Consider the following 11,920-nt stretch of genomic DNA (forward strand, 5'->3'; position numbering starts at 1 on the left):
CAATTCGCTGAAGTGACCATGGGATATCCAGACAGAATGCGTGATTTCCAGTTTCCCGGCCGCTCGCCGGTTCGTGCCACGGAGGCGGTTGCCGCGACCTCGCATCCGCTCGCCACCCTTGCCGCGATCGACATGCTGCGCGCCGGCGGCAACGCCATGGACGCCGCCGTCTGCGCCGCCGCCGTGCAAGGCGTCGTCGAGCCGCAATCGACCGGCATCGGTGGCGATTGCTTTGTCCTTTACTGCCCGAAAGGGCAAGGCGACGTGCTGGCCTTCAACGGTTCCGGCCGAGCGCCCGCGGGCGCCACGGTCGACTGGTATCTGGACAAGGGTTTCAGCGAGCTTCCCAAACAGGGGCCGCACGCGGTGACCGTGCCGGGCGCCATCGACGCCTGGTGCCGGCTGCTGGAGGATCATGGACGCAAGAGCCTGGCCGAGGTTCTGGTGCCCGCCATCCATTATGCCGAGAACGGCTATGTCGTGCATGACCGCGTCGCCTTCGACTGGGCCGAGCCGGAAACCGACCTGTCGGCCGACGAACACGCCGCGCGCATCTTCCTGCCGGACGGCAAGGCGCCGAAGGCCGGCGATATCCATCGCCAGCCGGAACTCGCCGCCACCTTGCGGGTGATCGCAAGGCAGGGCCGCGCGGGGTTCTATGAAGGTGCCGTCGCCGACGACATGGTGCGCCGGCTCAATGAACTCGGCGGGCTGCATTCGCACGAGGATTTCGCAGCGACCAAGGGCGACTATGTGGCGCCGGTCAGCACCTCTTATGGCGGCCATGACATCCACCAGATGCCGCCGAACAACCAGGGGCTGACGGCGCTGTTGATGCTGAACGTGCTGTCGGGCTTCCGGCTCGACGGGCTCGATCCCAACGGTGCCGAGCGGCTGCATCTCGAAATCGAGGCCGGGCGCCTCGCCTACCAGGACCGCGACCGCTACCTCGGCGACCAGGACCATGTTCCGGTGCCGGTGAGAGAGCTTCTGTCCAGCGCCTATGCCGACCGGCTGCGCGCCGAAATTCATCGCGACCGCGCCATGACGCATCTGCCGCGCCTGGACCTGCCCGGCAGCGACACGGTCTACATCTCGATCGTCGACCGCGACCGCAACGCGGTCTCCTTCATCAACTCGACCTATTATTCGTTCGGCAGCGGTGTCGTCAGTCCGAAGACCGGCGTCGTGCTGCAGAATCGCGGCTCGAGCTTCCGGCTCGACCCGGCACACCCGAACGCGATCGCGCCCGGCAAGCGGCCTATGCACACGATCATGCCCGGCATGGCGACGAAGAACGGCCGCGTGGTGATGCCGTTCGGCGTCATGGGCGGCGGCTACCAGCCTTTCGGCCATGTCCATCTTTTGACCAACATGATCGACTTCGGCATGGACCCGCAGCAGGCGCTGGATGCGCCGCGCGTGTTCTACAATGACGGCGTTGTGGAGGCCGAGCGCAACGTTCCCGGCGAGGCGCTCGAAGGCCTGCGCAAGCGCGGCCATCGCGTCGTCGAACCGCAGCATCCGCTTGGCGGCGGGCAGGCGGTGCTGATCGACTGGGAGAAAGGCACGCTGACCGGAGCCTCCGATCCGCGCAAGGACGGGGTGGCGCTTGGGTATTGAGGGATGGGGCAAGGCCGACCGAGTATAGCGACCGGGAGAAGGACACTGTCGCGAATGATTTCGCCAGTCGCCAGCGTTGCAAGGTAAGCGCCGACGTTGCTGTCAGCCCTTTTTCCCCGTCACCATACGGGGAGAAAGGGCTGACAGGGCAATGAGGGGCGGCGGCGCCCTCTACAATTGTCCAGGGTCGGCGTCGTCCGCTGGACTTCCAAAAGCAGTCGTTTGAACATAGCCGGTGACCATGACCCAAGCTGAAGCCCACCCCGACCTCTCCCTCCGCCTCGCCGCCGGCGCCGACGACGCTCCGGCGATCCTGGCCCCCGAGAGAACCACACTCACCCATGGCGGGCTGCGGAGCCTGATCCAGGCCACGGCCGAGCGGCTGCATGCGCTCGGCATCGGCCGAGGCGACAGGGTGGCCATCGTGCTGCCGAATGGGCCGGAGATGGCCACCGCTTTCGTCGCCGCGGCCGCGGCCGCCTCGACGGCGCCGCTCAACCCGGCCTACCGGGCAGACGAGCTCGATTTCTACCTCACCGACATCGGCGCCAAGGCGATCCTCGTCGCGGAGAACGAGGCCGGGCCGGCGGTGGCGGTGGCTGAACGCCTCGGCATCGGCGTGTTGAGGCTCATCGTGCAACCCGACGCGCCTGCCGGCAGTTTCACCATCGAAGGCGCGGCGGTCGGCCCGCAAGCGGCGCCCGACATGGCAGGGGACGGCGACATCGCGCTTTTGCTGCACACGTCAGGCACGACATCGCGTCCGAAGCTGGTGCCGCTCAGCCATGCCAACATTGCCGCTTCCGCCCGTCATATCGGCGCGACGCTCGGCTTGAGCGCCGACGACCGCTGCCTCAACATCATGCCGCTGTTCCACATCCATGGCCTGATCGCGGCGGTGCTGTCGTCGCTGGCAGCGGGGGGCAGCATCTTCTGCACGCCGGGCTTCAACGCCCTGCGCTTCTTCCAGTGGTTGGGCGACGCCAGGCCGAGCTGGTACACGGCGGTGCCGACCATGCACCAGGCGATCCTGCCGCGCGCGGCGCGCAATGCGGAGGTGCTGGCGGCGGCGCGCCTGCGCTTCATCCGCTCCTCCTCGGCGTCGCTGCCGGCGCAAGTGATGGGCGAGCTCGAGACAACCTTCGGCTGTCCGGTGATCGAATCCTACGGGATGACCGAGGCCGCGCACCAGATGGCGTCGAACCGGCTGCCGCCGGGCCTGCGCAAGCCGGGAAGCGTAGGGGCTTCCGCCGGCCCCGAAGTGGCGGTGATGGCGCCGGACGGGCGGCTGCTGACAGCCGGCGAGACCGGCGAGATCGTCATTCGCGGTCCCAATGTCACCGCGGGCTATGAGAAGAACCCGGACGCCAACGCCACGGCCTTCGCGCATGGCTGGTTCCACACCGGCGACCAGGGCGTGCTCGACGAGGACGGTTATCTCCGCGTCACCGGCAGGCTCAAGGAGATCATCAACCGTGGCGGCGAGAAGATCTCGCCGCTCGAGGTCGACGACGTGCTGATGGACCATCCGGCGGTGGCGCAGGTGGTCACCTTCGCCATGCCGCATGACAAGCTCGGCGAGGATGTAGCGGCGGCGGTCGTGCTGCGCGAAGGCATGAGCGCCACCGAAAGCGATATACGCGCTCACGCCGCGACGCGGCTCGCCGACTTCAAGGTGCCGCGCAAGGTGCTGATCCTGGACGAAATCCCCAAGGGCGCGACGGGCAAGCTGCAGCGCATCGGGCTTGCCGCCAAACTCGGACTTTGACGATGAAGATCACCATTTTCGGCGCCGGCGCGATCGGCGGCTATCTCGCGGCCAAGCTGGCCATCGCCGGCCGAACCGACCTGTCGATCGTCGCACGCGGCGCCCACCTCGAAGCGGTCAAGGCAAACGGCCTGCGCCTGATCGAGGACGGCCAGGAATCGGTGGCGCCGGTGAGAGCCGCCGCGAAGGCCGAGGAACTCGGCGTGCAGGACACTGTCGTGCTGGCGCTGAAGGCCCACTCGCTCACCCCGGCACTGGACCAGATCGCACCACTGCTTGGAGACCACACATCAGTCGTCACCATGCAGAACGGCGTGCCGTGGTGGTATTTCCATGGCGTGGTCGGGCCGCTCGAAGGCACCAGGCTGAACGCGGTCGATCCCGGCGGCGCGATCTGGCAGCGGATCGGGCCGGAGCGCGTCGTCGGCTCGGTCGTCTATCCCGCCGTCGAGGTCGACGCGCCCGGCCTCATCCGCCATGTCGAGGGCAAGCGCTTCTCGCTTGGCGAACCCTCGGGCGAGCGCAGCGAACGGGTGACGCGTCTGGCGGAGGAAATGGTCAAGGCCGGCCTGCAGGCGCCGGTGCGCGAGGATATCCGCAGCGAAATCTGGGTGAAGCTGTGGGGCAACCTCTCCTTCAACCCGATCTCGGCGCTGACCGGCAGCACGCTGGCGGGAATCGTCGCCGACGAAGGTACCCGCCAGCTTGCCCGCACCATGATGCTGGAGGCGCAAGCGATCGGCGAAAGCCTGGGCGTGCGTTTTCCGATCGGGGTCGACCGCCGCATCAAGGGCGCTGGCGACGTCGGCGAGCACAAGACCTCGATGCTGCAGGATTTGGAGCGCGGGCGCCCGATGGAGATCGACGCGCTGGTAACAGCGGTACAGGAACTTGGCCGGCTGACGGACAAGCCGACGCCGACGATTGATGCCGTGCTGGCGCTGGTGCGGCGGCTGGCGGTGCAGCGCGGGTGCTATGGGTGAGGGGACGACGGGCTGAGCCTCGAGGCGCCGGCGATGCGTCCGCCACTACGGCATCTTACGAATATGTATTCCAGCGGAAATGCGCGGGAAACATAAATGGCTCATTGCTTCGCGGAGAATGGAGTCATCTCAATGAACAGGATCGCTGAAACCTTCTGGATTGCGTCCGCGCTGGTTCTAGGCGCGGCCCTTGCAGCCGTAGCGGTACCGATCGTTGCCATCGTTTGCTTTTTGGCGCTCGCGCTTCCTGTGGCAATGCGGAGGATTCAGCGGCACCGCTATTGCGGCGATGTCGTTTCTCGCTCCACTCGAAAAGGCCCGGCTGATCGGTCCGGTGTTCCTCTGACCATAGAGACGACCTACACCGTCGTTCGGCGATCGTAGTCCTGTCTGCGGTGGCAACGATGGCCGCTGGCGCCATGGCGCCGGGCACGTTTCGGACACTACCGCATCGAACTGGCATCCTGGGTATCGCCCGCAATAAAAAGCGACAATGAATGTTGGATGAAGAAGCCCAGGGGCCGCCCGCAACGCCATTGGTTCCACAGATTGACAGATGCGGCGGAAACGATAGCCTTGCATTCCAAGGTGCGCCTGGCCGGCATCTGGCACCATCAGGTCCATCCGTCGTCGAGACACTCGATGGCATAGGCACTATTGGCCTGCACAACTTTATTGCGCAACAGTTTTCCATGCCGGAGGGCATGTGCGGACGTGCTGCTGGGGCAGTCATGGGCCTGATAAATCACCTGCCCAACAGGCGGGCCATCGAACGATTGGGCATCGGCGAGCGGGATGACGTGCTTGAAATAGGCTTTGGGCCGGGTTGGGCGCTCAAGAAAATGGCCAGACTTGCGCATAGCGGTACGGTTACGGGGGTGGACCGGTCGCCGACGATGTTTCGTCAGGCCCAAATTCGAAATCGAGCCGCAATTCAAGACGGAAAGCTGAAGCTGATCCAGGGTACCTTCGAGCGGCTGCCAGTGGAAACCGCCTCAATGGACAAGGTTCTTGCCGTCAACGTGATTTACTTCTGCTCGCCGACCGGAACCGCCCTGGCGGAAGCCCACAGGGTTCTACGTCCGGGCGGAACAATGTCGATCTATGCGACAGATTGCTCTTCAATGAAGAGGTTGCAATTCGTTGGCCCCGAAACCCGACAAACATTTGATCTAAAGGGACTTGAGGATTTCCTCGGCAAGAGTGCATTTGCGTCGGATCACATCGATATTCAAATGATTTGGTTGCCATTCGGCTTTCGCGGCCTGGTGGCGCGACTGTGCAAGCGGTGACGTGGTGCACAGGGTCCGCGCGCCAACTGACCGTCTTCGAAGCACCCGCGTGGCCGGTGCCGACCATCGATTGCCGCCACGACTGTGCCCAAGAACGCGACCCCCCTCTGCAACACCGATCGGTGCCAACCAGTTCTGGACCGAGGGTCGAGCGGCAGCCGGGGGATTGACCGGCAGGGATTCACCCTGACCAAGCCCGGTAGCCTGAACGGCTGCGCTGCTCTGCGGAGGGCAAATGCCCAATAACGCGCGATTGCGACTGCTGGGCGCTTTCACGGCCGTTGTCGTTGGGGTTGGGTATTATGTCCTCGGCGAATATCGAACGCACCAGCATGGAAAAGAAGCGACGTTGCAGCAACTGGTGGATAAAGCGCTGCGGCAGGGGTGCCTCGATGACTTTAACGCCACGCTCTCAATCCCGCCGGACCACCCATATGAAGTCGCGAACTGCCTCCGAATGGGCTATTTAAGCGAAGCCGAGGTAAAAAGTCGGGAGGATTACCTTGGCATCCCACTGCGCTAAACGCAGGAAATTTTGGCCCGGCAGTCCGATGCCGCCATGCTGGGCCCACAACAGGTGGAAACGAGCTTGCATCGAGAGCGATCCCTGTAACCAGGCGACTTGATCCAATACTAACATGAGGCAGGCGAAACGATGCCAAACAAGCTTGTAATGATCATCCGTCATGCCGAAAAGCCGGTCCCAGGTGGTCCGGACCTCGGAGTCACCGAACAGGGCGAAAGTGATCCCGCATCACTGACGGTGCGAGGCTGGCAACGCGCGGGAGGCCTTTGCCGATTTTTTTACGAGCCGCCTCTACCTCTGGGCAGACCTGCATCAATTGTTGCGTCAGGCATGATCAAAAGAGACGATTCCGGCACTCGGAGCAAGCGGCCTAGCCAGACAATCACTCCACTGGCAAGGCGTCTTGGCCTTGAACCGGATGTCACTCATTCAAAGGGCCAAGAGCAGTTAGCGGCGGATGCCATCCGCACAGCCCAATCACCTGTGTTGGTTAGCTGGCAACACGAGTCTATTCCTGCTCTGACGGCTGCGCTTGTCGGTGGCACAGGGACCGCTCCGCAATCATGGCCCGATGACGATTTCGACAGCATCTGGGTACTGGAAGCAGACGAGGCAAATGTCTGGTCTTTCTCGCGGGAACGCCAAGCACTCCTGGATGGTGACGGCACCGGTCAATTGAGTTGAGGGTCTGCCTTGGATCAACAGGGGAACGGCAGCTTCTACTTTCGGCCCATTTCAAGACGTCTGCACATCGGCGCCTGGCGTCCTTCGAGCGCGCGGCCGGTCCGCTCATCGCGCCCATCCAATCCGGCGCTGATCAATCCTTCCCCTCCCGCCCGAGCAGCCGCGCATAAAGCTCCCCGACGATGCCGCGGCGGAAGACCAGCACGCAGACCATGAAGATGAGCCCGGTGGCGATGGTCACCGGGAAACCGGAGGTGGCGAGCGTGTTTTCAAGGCCGACGACGAGGCTGGCGCCCACGATCGGCCCGACCATCGTGCCGATGCCGCCGAGCAGCGTCATCAGGATCACCTCGCCCGACATCTGCCAGGTGACGTCGGTGAGCGTGGCGAACTGGAAGACGATCGCCTTGAGGGAGCCCGCCAGCCCGGCCAGCGCCGCCGACATGACGAAGGCGCCGAGCTTGTAGTTGGCGACGGAATAGCCCAGCGAAATGGCGCGGTTCTCGTTTTCGCGGATCGAGCGCAGGATCATGCCGAAGGGCGAATTGACGATGCGCCAGATGGCGAAGACGCCGACCAGGAACACGACAAGCACGAAGTAATACATATTCAGCGAGACGTTCAGGTCGAGGACGCCAAGCAGCATGCCGCGCGGCACGCCTTGAATGCCGTCCTCACCCTCGGTGAAGGGCGCCTGGACGCAGAAGAAGAAGAACATCTGCGACAGCGCCAGCGTGATCATGGCGAAATAGATGCCTTGCCGGCGAATGGCGAAGAAACCCATGACAAGGCCGAGCAAGGCTGCGCCCGCAATGCCGAGCAGGATGCCGGCTTCCGGCGGCCAGCCCCAGACCTTGACGGCATGCGCGGTGAAGTAGGCGGCGCCGCCAAAGAAGGTGGCATGGCCGAACGACAGCAGGCCGGTATAGCCGAGCAGGAGATTGAACGCGCAGGCGAACAGCGCGAAACACAGCATCTTCATCAGGAAGATCGGATAGACCAGGAAGGGCGCCACCAGCAGCGCCGCGATGCCGAGCCCGACCAGCGTCCATTCGAGCCATGCCGGGGTGCTGGCTGATGTCTCGCGAAGCGTCAGCCCGGCCATGTCGGGTGTCCCTTGCGCCATGTCAGGCGTCCCTTCCGAACAGGCCGGCCGGCCGGACCAAGAGCACGATCGCCATGATGACGAAGACCACGAGGTTGGAGGCCTCGGGGTAGAAGACCTTGGTCAGGCCTTCGGCGAGGCCAAGCATGTAACCGGTGACGATCGCGCCGAGGATCGATCCCATGCCGCCCACCACGACGACCGCGAAGACGACGATGATGAGATCCGATCCCATCAGCGGGCTCACCTGATAGACAGGCGCCGCCAGAATTCCGGCCAGCCCGGCAAGGGCGGAACCGAGGCCGTAGGTCAGCGTCAGGAGCAACGGCACATTGACGCCGAAAGCCTGGACGAGACGGGGATTCTCGGTTGCCGCGCGCAGATAGGAACCGAGCCTGGTCTTCTCGATCAACGCCCAGGTCCCGAAACAGACAATCAGCGAGGCGACCACGACCCAGCCGCGATAATTGGGCAGGAACATGAAGCCGAGATTGGTGCCGCCCGAAAGCAGCGGCGGCACGGCGTAGGGATTTCCCGACACGCCGTAAGAGTAGCGGAATATGCCTTCGAGCACGAGCGCCAGGCCGAAGGTGAAGAGCAGGCCGTAGAGCGGATCGGTGTCGTAAAGCCGTGACAGCGCCAGGCGCTCGACCACGACGCCGAAGAGGCCGACGATCAGCGGCGCAAGGATCAGAGCGGGCCAATAGCCGATGCCGAGATAGGTGAGCAGGAGATAACCTGTGAAGGCGCCGAGCATATACTGGGCGCCATGGGCGAAATTGATGACACGCAGCAGGCCGAAAATGACGGCCAGGCCCAGGCTCAGCATGGCGTAGAAAGAGCCGTTGATCAGGCCGACCAGCAACTGGCCAAGGAAGGCCTGGACGGGGATGCCGAAGATCATCGTCATGGCGTCATCATACACCCAGAATGTCGTGGAGCTGCGTCATGCGGTCCGCCAGCTCACCGGTCGGAAATCCGGCGACGACCTTGCCGTGCTCCATCAGGTAGAAACGGTCGGCGACACGGCTGGCGAAGCGGAAATTCTGCTCGACCAGCAGGATCGTCATGCCGCGCTTCTTCAATGTCACCAGCAGCTCGCCGATGCGTTGCACGATGACTGGCGCGAGGCCCTCGGTCGGCTCGTCGAGAAGCAGCATCTTCACACCGGTCCTGAGCATGCGCGCGATCGCCAGCATCTGCTGTTCGCCGCCCGACAGCCTTGTGCCAGGGCTGTTGCGACGCTCCTTCAGATTGGGGAAAAGATCGAATATTTCCGCGACGCTCATGCCGCCTTCGGCGACGACCGGCGGCAGGACCAGGTTCTCTTCCACGGTCAGCGTCGCGAAGATGCCGCGCTCCTCCGGCACGAAGCCGATGCCCTGGTGCGCGGTGCGGTGCAGCGGCAGACGCATCAGGTCCGTGCCGTCGAAAACGACCTCGCCCGTTCGCCTGCGGATCAGCCCCATGATGGCGCGCAGCGTCGTCGTCTTGCCGACGCCGTTGCGGCCGAGCAGCGTGACCGTTTCGCCGCGAAATACCTCCAGGTCGACGCCATGCAGCGCATGGCCCTCGCCATACCAGGCGTTGAGACCGCGGACCACCAGCAGGGGCGCGGCATCAGTCATCGGCGGTGCCCATATAGGCGACCTTGACGCGTTCGTCGCGGCTGACTGTGGCGTAGTCGCCGGCCGCAAGCACCTCGCCGCGCTGCATGACCGTGATCCAGTCGCAGAGATCCGCGACGACCGTCAGATTGTGCTCGACCATCAAGACGGCGCGGTCGCTGGCCACCGAGCGAATGATGGCCGAAACCGTGGCCACGTCCTCATGCCCCATGCCGGCCATCGGCTCGTCCAGCAGCAGCACTTTCGGATCGAGCGCCAATGTGGTGGCGATCTCGAGCACACGTTTCCTGCCATAGGAAAGATCGCCGGCCAGCCTGTTCCTGGCATCGTCGAGACCGACCGACCGCAGCAGCTCGATCGCACGCGGCGTCAATCGGTCGAGCGCGGCAAGCGAGCGCCAGAACTGGACGCCGAGCCCAGCCGGCCGCTGCAGCGCGACGCGCACATTGTCGAGCACGCTGAGATGCGGAAAGATCGCCGATATCTGGAACGAGCGCACCAGCCCCATCCGCGCCACCTTCGCCGGCGAGGTGCGGGTGATGTCGTGGCCGAGCAGTTCGATCCTGCCGCTGGTCGGCGCCAGGAACTTGGTGAGCAGGTTGAAGACCGTAGTCTTGCCGGCGCCGTTGGGACCGATCAGGGCATGGATGTTGCGGTGGCGGACATCGAGGTCGACATTCCTGACGGCGACGAAGCCGGCGAAATCGCGCTGCAGCCCGCGGGCGGACAGCACCACGGGCGGTTCGCTCCCGTCGAGTTCAGGCGGCGCCATCGGCCGCGCCGATCACTGTGCCGCCGTTGGGCAGCCGCTTTCCTTCTCGCTCAGGAAGGCCTCCTTGCCGGGGATGGTGGCGAGATACTTGTAGTAGTCCCAATCCTTCGTGCTCTCGCCGGGCGCCTTGACCTGGTAGAGATACATGTCGTGGACCATGTTGCCATCCGACTGCACCTTGCCGTTGGTGGTCACGGCGTCGTCCACCGGCAACGAATGCAATTGCCTGGCGACGGCCTCGGTCTCGTCGGTGCCGGCCTTATCGATCGCTTTCAGATACTGCGTCACCGCCGAATAGGTCGCGGCCTGGATCATGTTCGGCATGCGGTTGGTGCGCTTGAAGAAGCGCTGTCCGAATTCGCGGCTCTTGTCGTCGCGATCCCAGTAATAGCCCTCGGTCAGGACGACGCCTTGCGCGGCCTGGAGACCCAGCCCATGCACCTCGGCCAGTGTGAACAGAAGCGCCGCGAGACGCTGGCCGCCCTGGACGATGCCGAATTCGGCGGCCTGCTTGATGGAATTGGACGTGTCGAGGCCGGCATTCGCCAGCCCGATGACCTTGGCGCCCGAAGACTGCGCCTGCAGCAGGAAGGATGAGTAATCGGTAGACCCAAGGGGATACCGCACCTCGCCCAACACCTTGCCGCCATGGCTTTCGACGAATTTGGCGGTCTGTTCCTTGAGCGAATAGCCGAACGCATAGTCAACGGTGACGAAGAACCAGCTGTCGCCACCCTGCTGCACGAGGGAACCGCCGGTTCCCACCGCCTGCGAATGGGTGTCATAGGCCCAGTGGAAGCCGTAGGGCGAGCACTGCTTGCCGGTAAGGTCGGTGGTCGCGGCACCCGTGACGATGTCTATCTTCTTCTTTTCCTTGGAAATCCCCTGGACGGCGAGCGCGACCGATGAGGTCGTCAGTTCCATGATGGCGTCGACCTGTTCGGTGTCGTACCACTGCCTTGCGATGTTGGAGGCGATGTCGGGCTTGTTCTGATGGTCGGCGCTGATGATCTCGATCGGCGCGCCCTGCACCTTGCCGCCGAAATCCTCGACCGCCATCTTGGCCGCCTCGACCGACCATTTACCGCCGAAATCGGCATAGACGCCGGATTGGTCATTGAGGATGCCGATCTTGACTTTCCCATCGGAAATTCCGGCGGCCGAGGCGGGGATCGCGGTCGCGGCGAGAAGCGCGGCCGAAACGAAACAGCATGCCTTCATTCTCTATTTCCTCCCGTGATGAATCCGACCGTCCCCCCAAACGATCACCAGCAAGCGGTATTGAACATGTGCAAGATGAGGATGAACGGCAAGGGGGCGGCTTGCGGATTTCACGTTCGAAGCCTGGCAGGCTCTTGCTCGCCGGGCGGCGGCACGGCCGATTGGCCAGCCGGAAGCTCGGAAGCGGCACGGCCATGTTAGCCGTGACGGCCGGCAAGGCTGAACCAGCGTACACATCGTCCCAGTCTTAGTTCAGGGGAATGGACTCGACCGCCAGAGCCGTAACGCTTAGATTGCGTATGGATAGCCAGCCTGCAG

At 64.0% G+C, this 11,920-nt stretch carries 11 protein-coding genes; 6 read left to right on the forward strand and 5 right to left on the reverse strand.

Going from position 1 to position 11,920, the window contains the following annotated elements; genetic code table 11:
• Positions 1–36: 36 nt before the first annotated feature.
• The 6 genes from ggt (at position 37) to EB815_RS03675 (ending at position 6,876) form a co-directional block, all read left to right on the forward strand.
• On the forward strand, positions 37–1,623 hold the full coding sequence (ggt, locus tag EB815_RS03650) for a gamma-glutamyltransferase (RefSeq protein ID WP_056573705.1): 1,587 nt from the start codon (positions 37–39) through the stop codon (positions 1,621–1,623).
• Between the two features lie 241 nt (positions 1,624–1,864).
• Positions 1,865–3,391 carry an acyl--CoA ligase gene (locus EB815_RS03655; protein WP_056573707.1) on the forward strand — a complete coding sequence of 509 codons (1,527 nt, stop codon included), beginning with the start codon at positions 1,865–1,867 and terminating at the stop codon, positions 3,389–3,391.
• A gap of 2 nt (positions 3,392–3,393) precedes the next feature.
• A complete protein-coding gene (locus EB815_RS03660; RefSeq protein ID WP_056573710.1) occupies positions 3,394–4,374 on the forward strand; it encodes a 2-dehydropantoate 2-reductase in 981 nt (326 codons plus the stop codon).
• A gap of 497 nt (positions 4,375–4,871) precedes the next feature.
• Entirely contained in the window at positions 4,872–5,666 is a 795-nt protein-coding gene (locus EB815_RS03665; RefSeq protein ID WP_081294973.1) for a class I SAM-dependent methyltransferase, read from the forward strand.
• 235 nt (positions 5,667–5,901) lie between these two features.
• Complete coding sequence (locus EB815_RS03670; RefSeq protein WP_155772479.1) at positions 5,902–6,189, forward strand: hypothetical protein; 288 nt, start codon at positions 5,902–5,904, stop codon at positions 6,187–6,189.
• A gap of 132 nt (positions 6,190–6,321) precedes the next feature.
• A complete protein-coding gene (locus tag EB815_RS03675) occupies positions 6,322–6,876 on the forward strand; it encodes a hypothetical protein (RefSeq protein ID WP_155772480.1) in 555 nt (184 codons plus the stop codon).
• Positions 6,877–7,009: 133 nt separating this feature from the next.
• On the opposite strand, the gene EB815_RS03680 is transcribed toward EB815_RS03675, so the two are convergent.
• The 5 genes from EB815_RS03680 to EB815_RS03700 are packed head-to-tail and all read right to left on the reverse strand — an operon-like array spanning position 7,010 to position 11,602.
• Positions 7,010–7,981 (reverse strand): branched-chain amino acid ABC transporter permease, encoded by a 972-nt coding sequence (locus tag EB815_RS03680; protein WP_056573720.1) that lies wholly within the window; start codon positions 7,979–7,981, stop codon positions 7,010–7,012.
• A 22-nt stretch (positions 7,982–8,003) separates the two neighbouring features.
• Entirely contained in the window at positions 8,004–8,891 is an 888-nt protein-coding gene (locus tag EB815_RS03685) for a branched-chain amino acid ABC transporter permease (protein WP_056576300.1), read from the reverse strand.
• A gap of 7 nt (positions 8,892–8,898) precedes the next feature.
• Positions 8,899–9,609 (reverse strand): ABC transporter ATP-binding protein, encoded by a 711-nt coding sequence (locus EB815_RS03690; RefSeq protein WP_056573723.1) that lies wholly within the window; start codon positions 9,607–9,609, stop codon positions 8,899–8,901.
• Complete coding sequence (locus tag EB815_RS03695; protein WP_056573726.1) at positions 9,602–10,381, reverse strand: ABC transporter ATP-binding protein; 780 nt, start codon at positions 10,379–10,381, stop codon at positions 9,602–9,604. Before EB815_RS03695 ends, EB815_RS03690 begins: the two co-directional genes overlap by 8 nt.
• A gap of 12 nt (positions 10,382–10,393) precedes the next feature.
• Entirely contained in the window at positions 10,394–11,602 is a 1,209-nt protein-coding gene (locus tag EB815_RS03700) for an ABC transporter substrate-binding protein (RefSeq protein WP_056573729.1), read from the reverse strand.
• Positions 11,603–11,920 lie beyond the last annotated feature (318 nt).

Origin of the sequence: Mesorhizobium loti (genome assembly GCF_013170705.1) — a bacterium.
GTDB lineage: Bacteria > Pseudomonadota > Alphaproteobacteria > Rhizobiales > Rhizobiaceae > Mesorhizobium > Mesorhizobium loti_D.

Coding starts and splice junctions, on each gene's coding strand:
- EB815_RS03690 (WP_056573723.1), bottom strand. CDS start 9,609: ATGACTGATGCCGCGCCCCTGCTGGTGGTCCGCGGTCTCAACGCCTGG.
- EB815_RS03680 (WP_056573720.1), bottom strand. CDS start 7,981: ATGGCCGGGCTGACGCTTCGCGAGACATCAGCCAGCACCCCGGCATGG.
- ggt (WP_056573705.1), top strand. CDS start 37: ATGCGTGATTTCCAGTTTCCCGGCCGCTCGCCGGTTCGTGCCACGGAG.
- EB815_RS03675 (WP_155772480.1), top strand. CDS start 6,322: ATGCCAAACAAGCTTGTAATGATCATCCGTCATGCCGAAAAGCCGGTC.
- EB815_RS03660 (WP_056573710.1), top strand. CDS start 3,394: ATGAAGATCACCATTTTCGGCGCCGGCGCGATCGGCGGCTATCTCGCG.
- EB815_RS03695 (WP_056573726.1), bottom strand. CDS start 10,381: ATGGCGCCGCCTGAACTCGACGGGAGCGAACCGCCCGTGGTGCTGTCC.
- EB815_RS03670 (WP_155772479.1), top strand. CDS start 5,902: ATGCCCAATAACGCGCGATTGCGACTGCTGGGCGCTTTCACGGCCGTT.
- EB815_RS03685 (WP_056576300.1), bottom strand. CDS start 8,891: ATGACGATGATCTTCGGCATCCCCGTCCAGGCCTTCCTTGGCCAGTTG.
- EB815_RS03655 (WP_056573707.1), top strand. CDS start 1,865: ATGACCCAAGCTGAAGCCCACCCCGACCTCTCCCTCCGCCTCGCCGCC.
- EB815_RS03665 (WP_081294973.1), top strand. CDS start 4,872: ATGTTGGATGAAGAAGCCCAGGGGCCGCCCGCAACGCCATTGGTTCCA.
- EB815_RS03700 (WP_056573729.1), bottom strand. CDS start 11,602: ATGAAGGCATGCTGTTTCGTTTCGGCCGCGCTTCTCGCCGCGACCGCG.